The organism is Pseudoalteromonas sp. SR45-4, from assembly GCF_014163535.1.
GTDB classification, from domain to species: Bacteria; Pseudomonadota; Gammaproteobacteria; order Enterobacterales; family Alteromonadaceae; genus Pseudoalteromonas; species Pseudoalteromonas nigrifaciens.
Window position 1 is genome coordinate 1 of record NZ_JACJDO010000055.1, and the last position, 20233, is coordinate 20233.

Below are 20233 nucleotides of genomic sequence, written 5' to 3' on the forward strand. Positions count from 1 at the left end.
CTTCCTTCAGACCTCACCGTTAGCCAGTGACGCCCTTGCCATTCGGATTATCTTCCCCTTAGTCGGGGTGATAAGGCATCTTTCAGCCTATCGGGTTTGCCAGCTTCGCTGGGCAAACAAAAAAGGCAGTTTTACTGAGTAAATCTGCCTTTTTTAATCTGCCCGATAAGTTATCGATAAAAATTAACAATACCTTATCACCAATTTATTTATGGGTTCATAAATTCATTTATTTGTTGATGCGTTAAAGTAGGTGTTGCTCCGGCACTTTCGGCGACCATAGCGCCAACAGCGCAAGCAAAGTCAACCGCATGTTGTGCGCAATCACTACTGCACAGCTGATAAATTAACGAGCCTAAAAACGAATCCCCTGCGCCAACTGTATCAACAACACTAATTAAATAGCCTGAGTTATAGTAGTTTTCGCCTTTAATGGTGAGTAATGCGCCATGGCTGCCTTTAGTTACACATAAATATTCGGTATTAGTTTGTGCAGCAATAAAGGCTAAGTTTTGCTCAAGCGAATGAAACTTACAACCCATAGCTTTAGCAATTTCGTATAGCTCTTCATCGTTTAATTTGATGAAGTCGGCTTTGTTCATTAAATCTACGAGTGTTGCTAATGTGTAGTGAGGCGCACGTAGGTTTACGTCAAATACTTTAAAGTTTGCTACATCAACTAATTGATTTAATGTTGCCAAAGACGTTTCGCTTCGCCCTATTAGGCTGCCAAATACAAATACATCGCTACTTTTAACTTTACTAAGTAACTCATCGGTAAGCGCTATATTATCCCACGCAGAGTCTGCCACTATTTCATAACTTGCAGAGCCACCACTGTCGAGCGTTACCTCAACCGTGCTAGTTTTTTTGTCACTATTAATAGCAATGTATTCGCAGCTTACGCCTTTGCTAGTAATTTCGCCTAGTAGCTCAGCGCCTAACTCGTCGTTACCAACAGCGCTGATCATGTCGGCTTTAATGCCAAGTGAGTTAATACGCACACACATGTTAAGTGGCGCGCCACCTAAGCGTTTACCTGAATCAAAACAATCCCACAGTACTTCGCCAAAACAGCTAACACTTACGTTTTCGCCTGATTTATGATTAATTAAAATGCTCATAATTAGTTACTCTTTTGATCAAGTACAGCCTGCATAATGGCTTTAATTTTACTATTAGGTGCATACAACGCAGCAATCGACTTTTTATATTCAGCAGTAAACGTTTCGTTATGCTCAAGCTTACCAAACAAGCTTGCTAGCTTTAAAAATGCAGTTGGGTTAGCTTGGCTTTGCTGCGCGTATGCATTTAGCTCTTTTTGCATAGCATCTTGAATTTCAAGCTTTTCGCCTTTTTCACTTACACCTTTATCGCTGTATAAACACCAAGTAGCAATGACAAGTGTTGCCAACGATATATCTCGACCTTGTACTAGGTTTTCGTTAATTGTGGCAATTAAAAACTTAGGCAGTTTAGCAGAGCTTTCACTGCAAATACGCGCCAGGCTGTCTTTAATATTAGGATTAGCAAAACGCTCTATTAACGTATCTTTGTAGCTTTGAAGATCAATACCTTCAAGCGGTTCAAGGTTTGGCGTTACTTCTTTATCCATAAAAGCACGTAGGTATGTGGCAAATAATTCATCAGATACCGTTTCGTCAATTGTGCCATAACCATGAATTGAACCTAATAAACCAAGCACAGAATGCCCAGCATTAAGTAAACGTATTTTCATGGTTTCATAAGGCGTCACATCAGTTACAAACTGTGCACCAACAACATCCCAATTTGGGCGAGAGTCACTAAATGTGTCCTCTATTACCCATTGTGTAAACGACTCACAAGTAATTGGCCACTCGTCGCTAACACCATAGGCATCAACCACGTAATCAATATCACTCTTTTTAGATACAGGTGTTATGCGGTCAACCATCGCATTTGGAAACGATACGTTTTGCTCAATCCACTCACTTAGGTTTTTGTCTTGCTCTGTAGCAAAGGCTAAAAGCATTTTACGTGTTACGTTACCGTTATGCTGAATGTTATCGCACGACTGTACTGTAAACGCGCCCAAACCTTGCTCTTTACGCAGTTTTAGCGCAGCAGTAATGTAACCAAACGCCGTAATTGGGTCGTTCGGGTTATTAATGTCGTTAATAATATCTGGATTGCTGTAATCAAATTCGCCCGTTGCCGGGTTAAAGTTATAACCGCCTTCGGTAATAGTAAGCGATACAATTTTAGTATCGCTGTGTGCGAGTTTATTAATTACCGCTTGTTTGTCCTCTGGAGCAAACAAAAAGTCGATCATTGAGCCTATTACTTTGTTATCTATTTTACCGTCTGGGTGTCTAACAGTTAGCGTGTAAAGGTAATCTTGCTGCTTTAAAATATCACGCAGACCACGGTTACCCTCTAACAGGCCAACACCACATATGCCCCACTGCTCAGAGCCTGGGGTTTTTAAAAGCTCGTTAACATATACCGCTTGGTGAGCACGATGAAAACCGCCCACGCCAATATGAATAATCCCCGCTTTAACGGCGCTACGGTCGTAACTTGGTGTGTCAACATGGCTTGGTAATTGAGCCAAGCTTTGTTGGTTTAGCCCTGTAACAAGAGCGTTTGTGTGTTGATGTTGCGTCATGGTGCGACCTTACTAAACAAAAATAAAATATAAATTACGATACTGTATTACGATAAGTAATTACGATGCTGTATTGAGTACTTTATGGCGTTTTAACGACCAGTACGCAGTAACAAAATAAATAACAGTACAAATAAAACAGGCAATTTCGAACTGCGACTTATTAGCGCTGTACATCACCATAGTGTCACTGAAAAACATCACTTGGCTGGCAAATATAAAAATAATCACTAATGAAATAGTCGATATGCCATTAAGAACTTTGGTAAATACAGAGCTATCAATTACTGGCTTTGGAATGTCTTTAGCTTGTGCTGCTTGATATTCTTTAATATTACGTTGCTCTTGCTCTTCTGCTGCAATCTCTTGCGTGTAATCTTCACCGGCACCGTATTTTTTAGCTAAAAGTGTGTAAATAACGATGGTGAAAATCCAGGTAGGAATAAACAAGTAGTAAAACGACATTATATCAATTGCGTTTAAGCCAAAACCGAACACAAGTGCAAGTGCCCATGAGGCAATAGCAGGGATGCTGCGGGTAATATTTTTATATTTAGCCCAGTAACGTGTTAAGCCAATTTTAGGAAATAACACATGCTCGGCAAACACAATACCGCCCACAGGCACAACTAATAAGCCGGCGTAAGTAAGTAGCGGTAGCATTTGTGAAAATACAAACGGGAAGCACGCAATAATTACGGTTACCACACCTACTATGGCGGTGGTGCGCTCACGTGACTGATTAACAAATATAGATTGTGCTGCAAGGCCAGCGCGGTAAAGGTTTGCGTTAGCTGTAGTCCAACCGGCAATAATTACAATAACAAAGCCAGTCCAACCTAATGCATGGTATGCAACATCGCCCGGATCAAGTGATGAAATAGTTGTTTTAAGTAATACCGCAACACCTGCGCCCATAATACCAGCAGAGATCCACGCTAAGTAATGACCAAAAAACATACCCACACCAGAGAACAAGCCATAGCTTTTGCGTTTAGCAAATCTAAAAATAGCCATGTCGATTAAACCAAAGTGAGTAATTGAGTTAGCAGCCCATGCAAAGCCAATCACTTCTAATAGGCCAATGCCTTTTTCACCATCGGCATTGGTGCCCGTCCAGATGGAGGAGTCGCCTATGGTCATAAAGTCGCTAAAGCTAGTTAAAGAGGTAGAACCCAATACGTGGTTTGAAAGCTCAGGGAATAACGCGAACGAGCCTGCAATAAATATAACAAATAGCCAGGGCGCACACAGTTTTGAAAAGTCAGCAACGGTTGAAAAGCCATACATAGCAACAAATACAACAATTGAGCCAACGGCTAAAACAATGGCGACAAACCAAAAGCTGTTTGGATACCAATCAAGCTGCGCGGGTATGTCGAACAAAAACCGCACGGCGGTGGAGGATACCGTGATCATGGCCGCCGATATAATACTAAAAATAACTACATTAGCCCAGTTATAGAGCTTGGTCATTGAGTTACCAGCAATTTTGTTTAAGTAGTTATATAAACTTAAGCGGGTTTGTACTGCAATGGGTGCCGTAATTAGCCACCAAGAACACATTGCTAGCAGGTTACCTATTAATAACCCCAATAGAATGTCGATGGTTGATGCGCCTAATGCAACAAAGGTTGCGCCAATAACAAATTCAGTGGCAGCAACATGTTCACCAGCGTATAGCCCTGCAAAATGTTTCCAGCCGTGAAGCTTATTATTAGCAACCGGAAGTTGCTCTTCGTTTACATCTTTAAATGTGTGTGTGTGTGGACTCGTTGCCATGGTATTTCCTAGTTGTTAACAGCAAAGTACTTAATACCTAAAGACTTTGCTTCTTATAATTTAGTTTTATAAACGCGTAACCACTTGTTTTAGTTTTATAATTAATATCAGTACTAACAACGCTTATATTTTGCCACTTATAAACCCTATAAATGTGTGTTGGTATAAGTAGCCATGTTTAAATGTTTTTACTTTTAAGTGCAGGATAAGCTGTAAAAAACTGCTGCCAATGAGTTAAGTGAGCAACATTTGGATACGCTTTACGAACATAGTTAATGGCCGTTTGCATGTGCTGCCCGCCACTGTAATGCAGTACTTGCATATTGGCATTTATGGCTGCACATACGCCAGCTTCGCTGTCCTCAATGACCAAGCAATGCTCTGGTTTTACGCCCATTTGCTTAGCTGCATGTAAAAATAAGTCGGGGGCGGGTTTACCACGCTTTACTTCACTGCTGGTAAATATCGTATTGCTAAAACAGTTACTTAAATTAACTATATCTAATGCTTTAGCTGTACGTGCTGGGCTGCTACTTGTGGCAATACATTTGGGCACAGCTAAGTTATTAAGTACTTCGTTTATGCCATCGGTTGTACTGAGCGCTGAACCAAACTCGTTTAAGAGCGCTTCTCGGTAATCATCTTCAAAGCTATTTGGCAAAGTGACATTAAAGGCGTTTTGGATTTTTTGACTTACGGTTTTAAAATTACACCCCAAAAAGTGTTGCTGTACATATCCGCGGTCAATGTTAACCGTTAAATACGCAAGCATATCAATCAACACTTGAGCGCTGAGTATTTCACTGTCGATGACTACCCCATCGCAATCAAATATTACTAAATCAATTTTAGCGTTCATTGGGTTACCTTAAACATTTACTTTTTGTGCAAAACACCAACTGAGCATAAGCCCGACTAGCGAGCATATTCCCTTTATTGTTTTTGAATGTCAACAAAAAGTGAACGAATTTACTTGTCGCTACTACAAACATAAATAAACAAAACTAAAAGCCGCTGTATTTAATCAAGTTTACAAAAAATATATAAACCTAAAATTGGATCTAAAAGTATATTTTAAGCCCCTCTTGCAATCTTATTTATGAATTATTCCAATCTATTTAATCAACTTTACCGAACAAAGCAATATTCATACACTCCTCAACAGTTAAACAGCCAGCAGCACTGCCGGCAATTTTAAATAATAAGGTCGACATGAATATTTTATTAAACGCAATAAACAAGAATACAAAACTAACATTAAGCGCGTTAACACTTGCGATGGCATTACCAGCAAGCGCGGCTACATTAGCTAAAGACAACGGCGCAGCTGTTGGCGACAACCAAAATTCAATAACTGCAGGCGAGCGCGGCAGTGTGTTATTAGAAGACGTACAACTAATTCAAAAACTACAACGCTTCGCACGTGAGCGTATTCCTGAGCGTGTGGTACATGCGCGTGGTACGGGTGCTCATGGTGTATTTGTGGCATCAAAAAGTTTAGATGATTTAACCATGGCAGCACCTTTTACCGAGGTCGGTAAAGAAACTGACGTTTTTGTACGTTTTTCATCGGTAATTCACTCAAAAGGTAGCCCAGAAACACTGCGCGACCCACGTGGCTTTGCTATTAAATTTTACACCGATCAAGGTAACTGGGATTTAGTGGGCCTTAACTTACCGGTATTTTTTATTCGTGATGCAATAAAATTTCCAGATATGATCCATTCATTAAAACCATCACCTGTAGATAACATTCAAGATCCTAACCGTGTTTTTGACTTTTTCTCGCACGAACCAGGCTCTACTCACATGTTAACGTGGGTTTATAGCGACTACGGCACACCAGCAAGCTTACGTAAAATGGATGGTTGGGGTGTTCACTCTTATAAAATGATCAATAAATCGGGCGATGTTAAGTACGTTAAATTTCATTGGGTAAGTAAACAAGGCATTGAGAATTTAAATGCAAAAGAAGTCGCTGAAGTTCAAGGCCAAGACTTTCAACATTTAACACGTGATTTATACAGCGAAGTAAATAAAGGTAACTTCCCAGAATGGGATCTATACATTAAAACGCTTGATCCGTCGCAGCTTGACGACTTTGATTACAACCCATTAGATGCAACAAAAATGTGGTTAGGTGTAAAAGAAGTGAAGGCAGGTACATTAACGCTTAATCGCATGCCAACTAACTTTTTTCAGTCAACAGAACAAGTAGCAATGGCACCGTCTAACATTATTGCGGGTATTGAACCCTCAGAAGATAAGTTATTACAAGGGCGTGTATTTTCATACGCAGATACGCAAATGTATCGCCTTGGTGCTAACCATCAACAGTTGCCAATTAACCGTGCAAAAGTGGAGGTAGTTAACTACAACCAAGACGGCACAATGAACTATGGTAATACCCAAAGCAACGTAAACTATCAACCAAGCCACGAAAACGTAGCTGAAAACCCAATTGCCCGTAGAAGTAATACAGAGCTTAAAGGTTTTGTACAACAAGCCGCCATTATAAAGCAGCAAAACTTTGCGCAAGCAGGTGTTTTATACCGAGGTTTTAGTAAGCAAGAACGTACTAATCTGATCAATAACCTAGCGGGCGATTTAGTAAAAATAAAAGACAGTAACGTTAAGCACAAAATGCTTAGCCACTTTTACAAAGCTGATAGTGAGTACGGTACACGTTTAACTAAAGCCATTAATGGCGATATTAAAATAGTTAAGCAGCTTGCAGCTAACCTGTAATTAGCAAGTTACAAAACATTAGTCCCAACTAAACAAGCTGTTATATAAGTAACCACAACCATGAGGAAGGAGGCAACCAATCCCCTTCCTCTTTTTAAAAGGTATAAAGTAATGCGTAATTTATTAATTATTGTAGCGCTACTAATAAGCTTTAGTAGTGTTTACGCTCAAAATACAACGGATACACAAACACCTAGTACACAACTTGAAAACCAACACTCAGCGCAAACACAATACGAGAGTTTATTTGCTTATTACTTTGCTGCTGCACGTACCAACGATACCGCTGTAATTAAGCAATTTGTAAGTGCTGGTATTCCTATCGACAGCTACAACAATAAAGGTTACACCGCATTAATGATTGCTACTTACCATGGTAATAAAAACACGGTAAACACGCTTTTACATTTGGGCGCTAATGCTTGCATGGAAGATAATCGGGGTAACACAGCACTTATGGCCGCTATATTCAGAGGTGAATTTAGTATCGCTAAAACACTGGTATCACTTGATTGCAACAACGCGCATCAAAACAAAGCAGGCCAAACCGCTGAGCAATTTGCACACACATTTGGCCAACAAAAGGTTATTGAGTTACTCGCGCAAGTTAAAAATTCTAAATAAAGATCTAAAGCCCTTATAAAAAGAGCTTTAGAGGTAAGTAAACTTTAGCTGACTGTTTTTTAAGTCGTTACTTTTACATTATATTTTTGGGGCTTATCACGCGTAACAAAATAACAAACAAGCGATCCAAGCGTTACCAGTACGACTCCTTGATAAAACGACGCACTAAGTGACACCGATAAATACAGCGCCGAAATAATAGTAGAAAACACCGGTGTAAAGTACGAAAGCGTACCCAACAACATTAAGTTACCGCCAATAATAGCTTGGTTCCAAAGTGCATACCCGCTGCCAACAACCACACCTGCTAGTAACAATGTAATACTCGAATTTATTGAAAACGTTAATGCCGCCTCGTTACTTATTGCAAACTGTATCCACAAACTCACTGCGGTTGCTGTAAAAAATAACGTTATTGCATTTTTACCGTTACTCAACTTTTGCGTAACCACACAATAAATAGCCCATATAAATGCAGCTGCAAGCGCCATTAAATACGTAGCAGGATTATCTGCAAAGTTATTTGCTAATGTGTTGACTGATATTCCCGCATCGCCAGCTATGCACCAAGCAACGCCTAAAAAGGCAACAAACATACTCGGATAGACCCATAAACTTACTTTTTTCCCCCCTACTATAATGGTTAATAAAATAGTAAGAGTGGGCCATAAATAGTTTATTACCGCCATTTCCATAGCCTGATGCCTATTATTAGCCATACCAATAGAAAGCGCTAAGCACACCTCATAAAATACAAATAATAAAGTACCAATTACCAAGTAGCGTTTCGAAAACCCTTTTAACTTGGGTAACCCCATCACTAATATTAAAAATACAGCACTAACAGTATACATAGCGGCTGCGCCACCAATAGGGCTAAACAACTCAGACACATCTCTAAGTAGTGCAACTAAGCAACTCCACAGTAATATTGCAGCGACTCCATAAAGTGTATATTTATTTTTGCTTATAAAATCCATATTAAACCTAAAGTACTACTTAATAATTTGCAGCTAAACTAACAGTAATTTTTTGTTTTAACAATAATATGCCATTAATCAGCAGTGCATAACTTGCATTATCAAAGCTAAATATGACCACTATAGTTATAAGCAATAAGCGTAAACAGCTATTCAGTGTTTAAATTTAACTAAAGCAGTACTAACGCTAGGTAAATTAAAGTTACTGACTCTTTTGTCTCGTATTACCACTTTTACCGGTGGTGCCGTTAAATAACTCACTAAACAGAGAAAGCAAATATGAACAAGTTCACGACTCCCGATCTATACGACGAACACCGTGATAGCGTACAAGTAGCCGACTGTGGATTACAGCACTTTGGCAACAAAACCACCTTTAGTGGTCAAGTCGTTACTGTAACGTGCCCCGATGACAATTCGTTTGCCGCTGAAATACTTCATCAAAATGGCGTAGGTAAAGTGCTGGTTATTAACGGCTTTGCTAGTAAACGCTTTGCATTTATTGGCGATATTATGGCAGAGCGTGCTTTAAAAAATGGCTGGGAAGGTATAGTTATAAATGGTTGTTGCCGAGATATTGAGATTCTTGCTACCTTAAATTTACCTATTATGGCGCTTGGCTCAACACCACGCTGTACGTTAAAGCGAGGTTGTGGTGAAAACAATCAAGCTATTGCCATGTTAAGCGTCTGCATTGAGCCTAATGATTGGCTTTACGCCGATGTGAACGGACTAATTGTGAGTAAACATAAACTTAGTTAGTTGCTAAATCACAACTGAAACAGATTAGCTGCCGCTTTTTTAATAAAACCTGACACTAAAAAGCCCAGCATTGCTGGGCTTGTGTCATATTAATAGGTAACTATTTTATTAGTTAAAAGTTACCGTCACTATGTTTGAACACACGTTTTCAGTTACACACACTTGATAGTCGTACGCAGGTAGTGTTGCACCACGTACATAATCACGATAACGACCGTTATCTGAGGTTGTGCCTACTAACTCGCCATTACGATATACATTTAATGACTGAGCACCCACTTGCTGCCAACTTAGCTCTACACGCATTGTGCCTAAGCGTGATTTATTAGCGCGCTTAAGGCTTAGCTCAATCTCTACATCACTCACTACTACAGTTTGAGTTGATGCGTTGGTATTGCCTTCGCTGTCGGTAACAGTTAATTCAACTTCATAGCTACCCGCCACTGCATAAGCATGCACAGGGCTTGCATCGGTTGATGTAGCACCATCACCAAAGCTCCACTGCCACTGTGTAATATCGTTATTAGCATCTGTGCTACTATCGGTAAACGAAGCCGTTAAGCCTTGTGTTTCAACGCTAAAACTAGCACGTGGTGGTTGCGGGCTTACCTCTCCAATTGCACTTAACGTAAGTGACCAGCCATTTATATTACCTGTATCAGCACCGGCAGTGTCTTGTACATGTAATGCCCAATCGCCAGTGGCTACTTCGCCATTAAATGCATCCGAAGTGAAGCTTTTAATAATATCATCTGAGGTACCGCCCTCTTTATTTTGTAACGTTATTGTAGTGCCTTGCGCTGAGATAAGCTTTACAATTAAATCACCAGACCAAGTATGACTAATGTTAACATCGGCAACTGTATTAAAAACGGTTAACTCATCTGCAATCGTAATTACAGAGCTTACACCTTCTGGCGCATTATCAGGAATAGCAATATTTTCATCACTGCTGTAAGTAAAATCATTCAACCCCATAGGTTTAACCATTAATTTTACAGTGCTTTCCTTAACTCTATCATCTGACGTTGCTGTAACGGTAAACTCATATTCACCCCACTGCGTCTCTTCAGTGGTAGGTACTACTAACTGTACTTCTTCACCTGGGCGAGCAGTGTTTTGTGAAAGTGACGCTGAATCTAAATTACCTGTCAATGCAAACGCAACATCACCATCCCAATTAGCAATTGAGCCTACACTAAACGTATAACTTGCTGACTCACCCGCAGTGATCTCCTGTGACAAAGGGCTAACGCTGAGTTTAAAGCCTGGGGTTGGATCTGCGTCAATTAGCGCTTGGTTTACATTTAATCGTGTACCAGCAACCGTTTTACCCTGTAGTGCTGCGTTGGCATCGCCGCTACTCATTAATAACTCTTTTAATTCTAACGCTGTTAGATCTGGGTTAACTGATAAAGCAAGTGCTGCAGCACCAGCAACATGAGGCGTTGCCATAGAGGTGCCTGAGTAACTACTATAAGCGTTTCCTGGCACAGTAGATAAAATGGCAGTACCTGGGGCACCTAAATCAACACTTGTTAAGCCCCATTGTGAAAAGCTCGACATAGCATCATTACGATCTGTACTTGCTACAGATAAAATACTATCGTGCTCATAGCTTGATGGATAATGAGGGTTAAGATCATTGTCTAATGCATCGTTACCTGCCGCAGCTACAAAAAGTATATCTGCCGCTTCGCTTGCATCAATCGCGTCAGCAAGTGCTTGGCTAAACCCGCCGCCGCCCCAGCTATTGTTTAGCACACGAAGGTTAACACCTGAATTTTTAAGGTTAATCATATAATCAATACATTTAATTGCCCCAGAAGTACTCCCCGTGCCATCAGCAGCTAAAAATTTACAGCCAACAATAGACACTTCATGGTTTACCCCTACAACACCGATCGCATCATTGCCACTTGCACCAATAGTCCCTGACACATGAGTACCATGCCCTTGGTCGTCCATTGGATCGCCACTATCAGTAATTGCATTGATACCATAAATGTCATCTATGTAACCATTCCCATCGTTATCTATACCATCTCCTGCAATTTCAGCGGTATTTACCCACATATTACTTGCAAGGTCATTATGGCTATAATCAACACCGGTATCGATTACACCTACCACTACATCTCGGCTACCAATAGAAATAGTCCATGCCTCTGGAGCATCAATATCTGCATCAACGGTACCACCTGACTGGCCTACATTATGTAAGCCCCAAAGTTCATCAAAACGGGGATCATTGGGTACATTCGTAATACTAACTTTATAATCAGGTTCTACATATTCAATGGCTTGGTGCGACTTTAAGCGCTCAATCGCTTCTTTGGTGCTCATGCCCGCTACTTTAAACTTAGCAAGGCGACCTGAAAGTAATGAGGTATAGCTGTCATCTATTTCATCATTATTTAAATCTGAAATTTTAGCTCTAACTAAAGATCTTGCATGCTTTCGCATTGCTGGGGTGGCGTTTTTTTTATATTTAACAATTAAAGAATCACTAGTCGCTGCATCTTGTTGTTGCATCACACCAACATCGGGCACTTTAGCGGCGGCTAAGCAAGGTAGGAGCGCAAGTGTAATAATAGATAATTTTGTTTTCATTGTTCTATCCATAGTTTGGGTTAACTTAGTAAAACTAAGTAATTTTATTTACTACTTCAGTATAAGGGATCACATGGCAAGCTATTAGAAAACAGCTAAAGATAAAATTACACAAGCAAAAAAAGCAAAAACCAATCATTTTGACTAGATTTTCAGCAAAAAAATATTAAATACAGCCATTGTTATGAATTTGTTAACCCTATTAAAAAATAGAACCCCTTCTTTTTTACTGCTTTTTGTATAAAACCATTTAAAAAAAACAAAAAACATACGTAAGCACATGAAATATAATCACTTTAAAATTGGTAATTAATGATGATTTAACAAATTAAAATTAACTAATACAGTTAACACAATGATTACTGCCTCACTGTTAGCAGCTTGTACTTTATTTACGATGCAAATAAGCAGTGAACGCTGGTCATATTTAACATTTTACATACTTAAAAGTAATCAAGTGGATCACAACACATTATATCAGCACGGCATGCTGAAACAGAAAATACCTAATTAAAACAGATAATATCTAGGTATTTATTTTTACTATTCACGGAGAATAAATAATGAAATTAACTAAATCAATTTTAAGCTGCGCAGTTGCAGTTGCAATGGGTGCAAGCTTCGCTTCTTATGCAAATACAGATACTAAATCAGCCTCAAATTCAGAAATAGGTACGGCCATTTCTGTAATGAGCACATCAAATAGCATGACTTTAATACAAAACAACAACAATAACGATGCATTATTAGTACAAGCAGGTGATAACAACACCATGCTAGCGACCATTGATGGTAATGAAAATTACACAGAAATTACGCAAAACCAAACTGGTAATTACGCAGGCGTTGCTACTGTGGGCAATAGTAATACAGAAGAGTATTCTCAAGATGGTGTTGCTAACGGTTTAATCTCGCAAGTAACCGGTGATTACAACTCTTTAGTTGTTGCCCAAGAGGGTGTTAGCTCTTTAGTAAATAACGAAGCTATAAACATTATCACGGGTGACGATAATACGATTGATGTAGCTCAGGGTGCTGGTGGCCATTGGTTTTATAACCTTGATATGCAAGGTAATGCCAACGAAATCAGTGCAGTACAAACTGGTAATTGGCACGAAGCTGAAATAACGTCATTAACCGGTGATCAAAATACTATTGATATTGAGCAATCAGGGGGTTATTGGAACGAATTTACAATCAATTCTTTACAAGGTAATGATAACGACCTTGATATTGAACAAGATGGCTCGCGCAACATAGCAACCTTTAGCGATGTATCGGGTGATGCTAATGAGCTAAAAGTTGAGCAAGATGGTAAATCTAATGCAGTTAACTTTGCAGCTATTGTTGGTAGTGATAACGAAGTAGACCTTGATCAAGAAGGTGATAGCAATACAGCCGATTCGGCTCTATTTTTAGGTAATAATAATAAAATTACTATTACTCAATTAGATACCCTCAACTCGGCCACAGCTGAATTAATTGGTGATAATAACAAATTAACTGCAACTCAAAATGGCTTTGGTAACGAAGCATACATGGGTGTTATTGGTTCGGATAATGAGTTTTTAATTAACCAAGTTGGTGATTTGAATGCCGCGCATCTGGTTAACTTTAATGGTACTGGTAACGATGTAGATGTATTTCAAAATGGTGACGAAAATACAACTGTTGTAGAGTCTTCTTACCCTAATACGGCACTAACTTCTAATGATAACAATATTGATATCATGCAAAACGGTGTACAAAATGAAACCATGGTTACGCTTGCTGGTATATTAGATAGTAATACAAACCAAATTGATATATCGCAAACAGGTGAAATCAACTTAGTTGACATTATGGTTGAAGGTAGCGGCCATAGTATTGATATTTCACAAGAAGGTGAAGGAAACTGGGTTACAGGTATGGATCAGTCAGCCTTTTTAATTGGTGGAGAGGATGTTTCATTTACTGTTAATCAAATTGGTAACGATAACCTTGTTCAAGGCGGCATAATCGGCTCGAACAGCATGGTATCTGTTACGCAAATTGGTGACGGAAATACTGCTACAGTTACGCAAATGTAATTGCTAAGGTGGGGGGGAGGTATACTTCCCCCCTTTTATAATATGAAAAATAATAAAAGCAAATATATTAGCTACTTACTCTCAATTTTACTGTGCTTCTCACCTACAGTATTGGCAACTGATGAACTAGAAATAGATGGCTTATTACTCGATAGAAGTATTAGCCGTTTTGGCCATCAGTTTTATTACAAGTTTTCAAACTACTGGAGAGACTTACCTTCAACTGCGGGTTTTAATATTGAAATAAAAGAAACCGTGCTACCTAAGGCTGGCACCAGGCTTTCTTTAATAATGAATAACCAACTTATTTATGCAACTTATTTAGGTCGTAGGTTAGAGCCTCTTGACGAACGCGTTGAACAAGCAGTTTATATTGTAATAGATGCAATGGCTCGCTCAAACATGGCTGTATCGTCTCCCGATATGGCTGTAAACGGATGGTAAAATGAATAAAATACTACTTATAATAATAACTCTAAGCTTTTCAGCTAGTGCAACTGAATTAATTTACACCCCAATTAACCCAAGTTTTGGCGGCAACCCACTCAATGCAAATATGTTGTTGAGTAAAGCTCAAGCGCAAAACAAACACAAAGCACCTGTCATCGAAAGAGATTATGCAGAACAATTTCAAGACTCTTTACAGCGTACTTACCTAAATAGAATGGTCAGAGAAATTACCAATATGGCATTTGGTGAAGACTCTGAAGACAGTATATTTAATCAAGACTCTATATTTATGAGTGGTGACTACCAAATTGAAGTGATCACCAGTACCACAGATACTATTACTGTAAAAATAACAAATATGCTAGATGGCACCATTGTGATCATCGAAGTACCGAGGTTTGGATAATGTATAAACTGCTAATAACAATAATATTACTTACTTTAACGGGCTGTACAACGATAGGAAATTTAATTCCGCCATCGCAACAAAAAGCCATAAGTTTAGAGCCTACTGAGATTTTTGCTGATTTAAAAAACTTACCCAAGCCAATGGGCAGTATTCCCGTCTCTGTTTATTCATTTAGAGATCAAACGGGTCAATACAAACCGCAAACGAATGTTAGCTCTTTTTCAACCGCAGTTACTCAAGGGGCTAATTCCATATTAATTCAGGCATTGCATGAATCAGATTGGTTTACACCGGTTGAGCGCGAAGGGTTGCAAAACATACTAACTGAGCGGAAAATCATTCGTGCTGCCCAGTCAGAAAACCCAAATCAAGCCGATTTACCGCCATTAACAACAGCTAAAATTATTTTAGAAGGCGGTATTATTAGTTATGACACCAATGTAAAAACCGGTGGCCTAGGAATGGAGTACTTTGGTATAGGTGCATCTGAATTATATAGAGAAGATGCTATATCTATTTATTTACGTGCCGTAGACGTACGTACAGGGCAAGTATTACTCTCGGTAGCAACCAGTAAAAAAGTATTGAGCCAAGAAATGCGTGCTGGTTTTTTTAGGTATGTAAGCTATAAGCGCCTTGCCGAGGCAGAAGCTGGCTATAGCGATAATGAACCTATGAGCATTTGTGTTACTCAAGCAATTGAAAAAGCGCTCACTGATCTTATAACCAAAGGTATTGATAAAGGCTTGTGGGCTAAAAAAGTAAGTTAATAGCAAACAAAAATGGCTACTTATAAAAGTAGCCATTTTTTAATGCATGTAATTATTGTTTACTCATAGGTAATAAAACCGATATATAACGCTGCGCCCAGTTAGCTAGCTCAATCCTATTACGAGAACTTGTTTTTTTAAATGCGCTGTATAAATGAGTTTTGACTGTATGATCGCTAATATTTAATTTATCTGCGATAACACTATTACTCGCCCCTTGTGCTATTAGATGAATAACTGAACGCTCTCGTTTAGTTAAATGTTGATAATCGTCCTGCTTTAATTCTATGCCTTCGTGTAAACTATTAAACGAAGAGGTTGCAACTAAAATATCGCTAAATGCTTGGGAAAGTATCATTCTAGTAAACCATAATTCGCCCGCATTTATTTTAACTAAACCTTTAAAAACTTCCTCACTTGGCGTCGACTTATAAAACACACCATTAACATGGTTAAGTAGTAAGTTTTTCTCACATATTGCTTTACGCTCAACATTAAATATCACCACATTATACTGCCTCGCTAAAGCGATTAAATCTGCAGGTACAAGGTTGTGCCAATTATGCGTGGCGCCATCAATTAAATACAAAGTATATTGTGAGCGTTGCTCAACGTTTGGCAGTGCATCATCCATATTTATAGTGTTGAATAAGGCTCGGAGGGTTCTTAAAATATCTTGATAATTATACGAGCAAGCCGATGATTTTAAATTTGTTTTTATAAATGCTGATTGCTGTAACATAAAACTCTTCCTTAGAATTCTTATGTAACACTACCTAATTTTTGAACAACTTACAATACAGTTTTTACATTCGTTCACAGTTGTTAACCACCTGTTTTACAGCTCACGATAAGCATGCTTTGCAGTCTCTTACGTATCTATTTATTTAACCCAAACTAACTATTACTTATTGCAGAACACACTATAATTAACGAAGCCAAAATTAACATCAGTAGAGGAAAACTAGTAATAGTCATTTAGAATAAAGCTGTAAAACAAAAGCAATCAATAAATTTAGTTTATAGTCGCTTTTAACTTATTTAACGCATCAACTGAAAAGCCTCTATCGTAAAAATAAAGTATTTTACCGCTGTTATTTATAAGGACTACACGGGTATTGTTAGGGTTTTGATTACCAGTAAATTTTTGTACTTTTTCGCCGTCCTTATAAATAGTGATTACCCCAGCCCAAAGCTCTTTTGGAATTCCTTTACGCATACCACTGTCTATAAATGCACTAAACATGCGAGGTGCCATACCAGCAATAGTGGGTAGTTCGTAGGTAGGAATAACTACACCACTCATATCTAAGCCAATTAACCAGCGATCAATGTCAAACTGACTATCTTGCTTATAGCCTATAAGCAAAAGTGTTTTATCTGCATTAAAATCGCTTGGAATAGTCACTTTATTTTGCGTTAAACTTTCGCCGTCAATCGTTGGAAATTGTTTACCAATTACTTGCTGATTTGGGTACTGAGTAGAACATGCCGCTAAAAATATAAATAAAAAAGCAGTGAGTATTGATTTAGCCATAGTAAATCCTAATTATAATTTTTAAAGAAACACCTGTGCTTTTATATACGCTAAGCGTTACTTTATCGATCTAGCTATATACTCTTTAAATTCTAAAATAGGCATAGGCCGGCCATACTTCCAGCCTTGCCCGTAATGTACCCCTGCTTCTTTTAAAATGACTTCTTGCTCTGTTGTTTCTATGCCCTCTGCCACACAGGTATAACCAAATTTATGTACCAACTCCATAATATTAGGGATCATAGAGGCTTTTAAGCCTTCCGTAGCTATGTCTTGTACAAATGAACGGTCTATTTTAAGCTGATGGAAACTCAAATTATGTAAGTTTTTTAAGTTTGAATAACCAGTGCCAAAATCATCAAGCGACAAGCGAAAACCCGACTCGATTAATGTTTTAAAATAGCCATGAGCAATAGTTGAATCTAAATACTCGTCTTCGGTAATTTCTAAACAAATTACAAATTTAGATTGCATTAACCCGGCTATTTTCGGTAATGACAACACATTTCCTTGCTCTACATCACAAGGAAAAATATTTAATGACACCTTTAATCCACTTGGTAACTGCTCTGCACTTTCTAACTCATTAAGTACAGTGTTAATCATTATTTTGGTAAAAGACCAAGTTAAATTAATTTGTCTAAGTATAGGAATAAATTGATCCGGTGTAAGCACCCCGTAATCATCTTTAAAACGCGCAAGTACCTCGCAACCAATTATTTTTCCGCTTTGTAAGTTAACTATTGGCTGATAAACCCAATAAAAATTACCGCTCTTTAATCCCCTACGTATCCTGCTTACAATTGAGCGGCGCGTAGTTAGGTGCTCATCAACTAATAAGCCACACGAAATACTCACCAAGCAAATTAAAATAAACGAAATAATGAATAGTTGACGATTATCGGTAAAAAATACATCCCATGGCAAATACAAGGCAACACAATAATTTCTATTATTATTACTGCACGTTATATTCGTTTCGTAATGTAAATAGTCATTACTTTTTATATTATTATGAAGCTCTGTTTGCCCAGCTAAATGAAATAAGTTTTCAGATTCTTTATAAAAAACCTGCCAATTAGGCGTTACAATAATTTTAGGATCGAATACTTCTGATTTTAATATGAGGTTATAGTTGCCTTGGCGAATAATTAGTACTTTTAGTGGGCGCTCGGTAAAGAGTAATAAGTAAAGTTCAGGCTCAAAGCGTATGCCTATTTGTGAGGGGCTGTTTTTATTTACAGTATAATCTGGTTGGTTATCTGGTAAAGGATTTTCAAGCATACCAGTACCTGTAGTACAGATTAATGTATTATTTTTAAAGTAGCCTATATCAATAGCAAACTTGGCATCAAATAGCATCCGCCGCATAGCAAGTAAATTCGCTTCGTTACAAGTAGTAAAATTTAGGTTATTTAATTTAGTTAAAACACGAACGCTTTCCTCTACACCATCGTCTACTTGGGAGAGTAAATATTGTGAGTCTGAATGTGTTTGCGCTACTAATTTTTGACCCGCAAAGTACAATAAAATAAAGCAACCTAATGCAAATATAAATCCACCTGATAGTAGTACTACTATTATTTTTTTAGGATGCTGTTTCATTGTAAATTGAGGTATCCCCATTTATGCAAAGTCCTTTAATAATCACATAAGTAACTGAAAATTCAAGTTTCTGATAATATATTTACAATAAATATTTAAAAATTAAAACTCACGAATAATCGCCTCTAATGCATCACTAATTTTTTGATGCTGTTTTTCGTCTAAATGCACACCATCCTCATTTGAAACACTCACAATCCTTGCCAAATCATAAAATGAGCATTGTTTTATGCTAGCAACATTTGCAAATGCTGCTGCTAATTGCACTACTTTTTGCTCTGCCCCTTTGTATACGCCTGCGTAACTTCCTACTTCTCGTACATGAGCGGGACTAAGTATTAAAATTTTTGGAGAGCCTGGCGCATTGCTTTGCTCATAAAAATTCAATATTGAATCTATTAATGCTGTTAACCCAGCGGCAATATCGTGCACATTTAAACTAAACCGATTTTTCAGATCGTTAGTACCTAAATCTATAATAATTAAATCTATTTTAAGTTCATTTAAGTAAGACTGTAAATAAGTTACGCCCGATAACTCACCTGCAAACGGTGGGTTGTTTACTAAAGCACGGTTAGGCTGCCCAGCTTCTATTATTGTAAAATTAGCCCCTAACTTTACAGCAAGCTTTGCTGGCCAGCGCACTGTAGCACTAAATCGTTTTCCTGTTTGCGGATTTAAACCCCAAGTATTGGAATCCCCAAAGCATAATATGTTTTTTATCATTAAAAAGGGTTTAGCGTATAGCCCTGCTGTTGTAACTGCGCATGTGCTGTCATTGCCGATAACGACATTTTTACGCCTTTTATTAACTGCTCAGGAGCTACTTTATAATGCGTGGCCGACTGCCCACATGCATAAACCACCGTATTATTAGCAAGTAATTGCTCAATTAAGCTTTGATTTTTGTTATCGACTTCAAAGCGGTTTTTATATGTATTATTATCAAGCACATCTACGCTTGCACTGCCATGTATTACGAGTGCCAGCTCTATATTTTCTGGTTTAATACCATGTGCTATATGCATATTAATAAACCGCGCTAAAGAATTCATACCATTATTCTGCTCACCTTTTTGCGCGCCTTTGCCAACATCAAAGGCAATTTTAAAATGTGTGTTTTGCGTTATAGGTGCATGTGAGGGTACATTATAAAAAAAGCCAAAGTCTTTTATTGCGGGCTCTAAGTCATTCGCAAATACTGGCAGGCTTACGAACATTAGGCCAAGACCTA

Annotated in this window: 18 protein-coding genes; 7 read left to right on the forward strand and 11 right to left on the reverse strand. The window is 38.3% G+C overall.

Features of this window, described 5'->3' with window-relative positions:
• Positions 1-209: 209 nt before the first annotated feature.
• From H5058_RS16760 to H5058_RS16775, 4 genes are all read right to left on the reverse strand, one after another.
• The gene (locus H5058_RS16760; protein ID WP_182679116.1) at positions 210-1124 is read right to left on the reverse strand and encodes a carbohydrate kinase; all 915 of its coding nucleotides are present in this window, start codon (positions 1122-1124) and stop codon (positions 210-212) included.
• 2 nt (positions 1125-1126) lie between these two features.
• The gene (locus H5058_RS16765; RefSeq protein ID WP_182679118.1) at positions 1127-2650 is read right to left on the reverse strand and encodes a mannitol dehydrogenase family protein; all 1524 of its coding nucleotides are present in this window, start codon (positions 2648-2650) and stop codon (positions 1127-1129) included.
• A gap of 60 nt (positions 2651-2710) precedes the next feature.
• Positions 2711-4432, reverse strand: coding sequence for a cytosine permease (locus H5058_RS16770; RefSeq protein WP_182679120.1), 1722 nt, complete (start codon positions 4430-4432; stop codon positions 2711-2713).
• Between the two features lie 178 nt (positions 4433-4610).
• Positions 4611-5291: an HAD family hydrolase gene (locus H5058_RS16775; RefSeq protein WP_182679122.1), complete on the reverse strand. Its 681-nt coding sequence runs from the start codon at positions 5289-5291 to the stop codon at positions 4611-4613.
• A gap of 353 nt (positions 5292-5644) precedes the next feature.
• Between H5058_RS16775 and H5058_RS16780 the strand changes: the two genes are divergently transcribed.
• Together H5058_RS16780 and H5058_RS16785 are read left to right on the forward strand one after the other, a co-directional pair.
• Positions 5645-7180, forward strand: coding sequence for a catalase (locus tag H5058_RS16780; RefSeq protein ID WP_220485848.1), 1536 nt, complete (start codon positions 5645-5647; stop codon positions 7178-7180).
• Between the two features lie 111 nt (positions 7181-7291).
• On the forward strand, positions 7292-7804 hold the full coding sequence (locus tag H5058_RS16785; protein WP_182679124.1) for an ankyrin repeat domain-containing protein: 513 nt from the start codon (positions 7292-7294) through the stop codon (positions 7802-7804).
• Positions 7805-7863: 59 nt separating this feature from the next.
• Here the strand turns inward: H5058_RS16785 and yddG are convergent, their stop codons facing one another.
• On the reverse strand, positions 7864-8784 hold the full coding sequence (gene yddG / locus H5058_RS16790; RefSeq protein ID WP_182679126.1) for an aromatic amino acid DMT transporter YddG: 921 nt from the start codon (positions 8782-8784) through the stop codon (positions 7864-7866).
• A 279-nt stretch (positions 8785-9063) separates the two neighbouring features.
• Here yddG and H5058_RS16795 point away from each other — a divergent pair, with 279 nt between their 5' ends.
• Positions 9064-9546, forward strand: a complete 483-nt coding sequence (locus H5058_RS16795; RefSeq protein ID WP_182679128.1) for a putative 4-hydroxy-4-methyl-2-oxoglutarate aldolase — start codon at positions 9064-9066, stop codon at positions 9544-9546.
• Positions 9547-9654: 108 nt separating this feature from the next.
• Here the strand turns inward: H5058_RS16795 and H5058_RS16800 are convergent, their stop codons facing one another.
• Positions 9655-12159, reverse strand: a complete 2505-nt coding sequence (locus H5058_RS16800; protein WP_182679130.1) for a S8 family serine peptidase — start codon at positions 12157-12159, stop codon at positions 9655-9657.
• A gap of 563 nt (positions 12160-12722) precedes the next feature.
• Between H5058_RS16800 and H5058_RS16805 the strand changes: the two genes are divergently transcribed.
• Genes H5058_RS16805 through H5058_RS16820 form a run of 4 tightly spaced genes read left to right on the forward strand, consistent with a single transcriptional unit; the run spans position 12723 to position 15857 of the window.
• Positions 12723-14228, forward strand: a complete 1506-nt coding sequence (locus H5058_RS16805) for a curlin (RefSeq protein ID WP_182679132.1) — start codon at positions 12723-12725, stop codon at positions 14226-14228.
• Positions 14229-14270: 42 nt separating this feature from the next.
• Complete coding sequence (locus H5058_RS16810) at positions 14271-14672, forward strand: curli production assembly/transport protein CsgE (RefSeq protein ID WP_179807726.1); 402 nt, start codon at positions 14271-14273, stop codon at positions 14670-14672.
• A 1-nt stretch (position 14673) separates the two neighbouring features.
• Entirely contained in the window at positions 14674-15084 is a 411-nt protein-coding gene (locus H5058_RS16815) for a curli assembly protein CsgF (protein ID WP_011329831.1), read from the forward strand.
• Complete coding sequence (locus tag H5058_RS16820; protein ID WP_179807727.1) at positions 15084-15857, forward strand: CsgG/HfaB family protein; 774 nt, start codon at positions 15084-15086, stop codon at positions 15855-15857. Before H5058_RS16815 ends, H5058_RS16820 begins: the two co-directional genes overlap by 1 nt.
• 52 nt (positions 15858-15909) lie before the next feature.
• On the opposite strand, the gene H5058_RS16825 is transcribed toward H5058_RS16820, so the two are convergent.
• The 5 genes from H5058_RS16825 to H5058_RS16845 form a co-directional block, all read right to left on the reverse strand.
• Positions 15910-16599 carry a LuxR C-terminal-related transcriptional regulator gene (locus H5058_RS16825; protein ID WP_182679134.1) on the reverse strand — a complete coding sequence of 230 codons (690 nt, stop codon included), beginning with the start codon at positions 16597-16599 and terminating at the stop codon, positions 15910-15912.
• A gap of 273 nt (positions 16600-16872) precedes the next feature.
• Positions 16873-17394: a hypothetical protein gene (locus H5058_RS16830; RefSeq protein ID WP_011329828.1), complete on the reverse strand. Its 522-nt coding sequence runs from the start codon at positions 17392-17394 to the stop codon at positions 16873-16875.
• A 57-nt stretch (positions 17395-17451) separates the two neighbouring features.
• Complete coding sequence (locus H5058_RS16835; protein WP_182679140.1) at positions 17452-18999, reverse strand: EAL domain-containing protein; 1548 nt, start codon at positions 18997-18999, stop codon at positions 17452-17454.
• Between the two features lie 102 nt (positions 19000-19101).
• A complete protein-coding gene (locus H5058_RS16840) occupies positions 19102-19725 on the reverse strand; it encodes an SGNH/GDSL hydrolase family protein (RefSeq protein WP_179807730.1) in 624 nt (207 codons plus the stop codon).
• Complete coding sequence (locus H5058_RS16845) at positions 19725-20219, reverse strand: DsrE family protein (RefSeq protein WP_182679136.1); 495 nt, start codon at positions 20217-20219, stop codon at positions 19725-19727. The genes H5058_RS16840 and H5058_RS16845 overlap by 1 nt, the downstream gene beginning before the upstream one ends.
• Between the last annotated feature and the right edge of the window lie 14 nt (positions 20220-20233).

Excerpts from the sequence above, each read along its gene's own strand:
- H5058_RS16775 (WP_182679122.1), bottom strand. The coding sequence starts at position 5,291 with ATGAACGCTAAAATTGATTTAGTAATATTTGATTGCGATGGGGTAGTC.
- H5058_RS16785 (WP_182679124.1), top strand. The coding sequence starts at position 7,292 with ATGCGTAATTTATTAATTATTGTAGCGCTACTAATAAGCTTTAGTAGT.
- H5058_RS16780 (WP_220485848.1), top strand. The coding sequence starts at position 5,645 with ATGAATATTTTATTAAACGCAATAAACAAGAATACAAAACTAACATTA.
- H5058_RS16760 (WP_182679116.1), bottom strand. The coding sequence starts at position 1,124 with ATGAGCATTTTAATTAATCATAAATCAGGCGAAAACGTAAGTGTTAGC.
- H5058_RS16805 (WP_182679132.1), top strand. The coding sequence starts at position 12,723 with ATGAAATTAACTAAATCAATTTTAAGCTGCGCAGTTGCAGTTGCAATG.
- H5058_RS16815 (WP_011329831.1), top strand. The coding sequence starts at position 14,674 with ATGAATAAAATACTACTTATAATAATAACTCTAAGCTTTTCAGCTAGT.
- H5058_RS16800 (WP_182679130.1), bottom strand. The coding sequence starts at position 12,159 with ATGAAAACAAAATTATCTATTATTACACTTGCGCTCCTACCTTGCTTA.
- H5058_RS16770 (WP_182679120.1), bottom strand. The coding sequence starts at position 4,432 with ATGGCAACGAGTCCACACACACACACATTTAAAGATGTAAACGAAGAG.
- H5058_RS16820 (WP_179807727.1), top strand. The coding sequence starts at position 15,084 with ATGTATAAACTGCTAATAACAATAATATTACTTACTTTAACGGGCTGT.
- H5058_RS16835 (WP_182679140.1), bottom strand. The coding sequence starts at position 18,999 with ATGAAACAGCATCCTAAAAAAATAATAGTAGTACTACTATCAGGTGGA.
- H5058_RS16845 (WP_182679136.1), bottom strand. The coding sequence starts at position 20,219 with ATGTTCGTAAGCCTGCCAGTATTTGCGAATGACTTAGAGCCCGCAATA.
- H5058_RS16765 (WP_182679118.1), bottom strand. The coding sequence starts at position 2,650 with ATGACGCAACATCAACACACAAACGCTCTTGTTACAGGGCTAAACCAA.
- H5058_RS16830 (WP_011329828.1), bottom strand. The coding sequence starts at position 17,394 with ATGGCTAAATCAATACTCACTGCTTTTTTATTTATATTTTTAGCGGCA.
- H5058_RS16825 (WP_182679134.1), bottom strand. The coding sequence starts at position 16,599 with ATGTTACAGCAATCAGCATTTATAAAAACAAATTTAAAATCATCGGCT.
- H5058_RS16795 (WP_182679128.1), top strand. The coding sequence starts at position 9,064 with ATGAACAAGTTCACGACTCCCGATCTATACGACGAACACCGTGATAGC.
- H5058_RS16840 (WP_179807730.1), bottom strand. The coding sequence starts at position 19,725 with ATGATAAAAAACATATTATGCTTTGGGGATTCCAATACTTGGGGTTTA.
- yddG (WP_182679126.1), bottom strand. The coding sequence starts at position 8,784 with ATGGATTTTATAAGCAAAAATAAATATACACTTTATGGAGTCGCTGCA.
- H5058_RS16810 (WP_179807726.1), top strand. The coding sequence starts at position 14,271 with ATGAAAAATAATAAAAGCAAATATATTAGCTACTTACTCTCAATTTTA.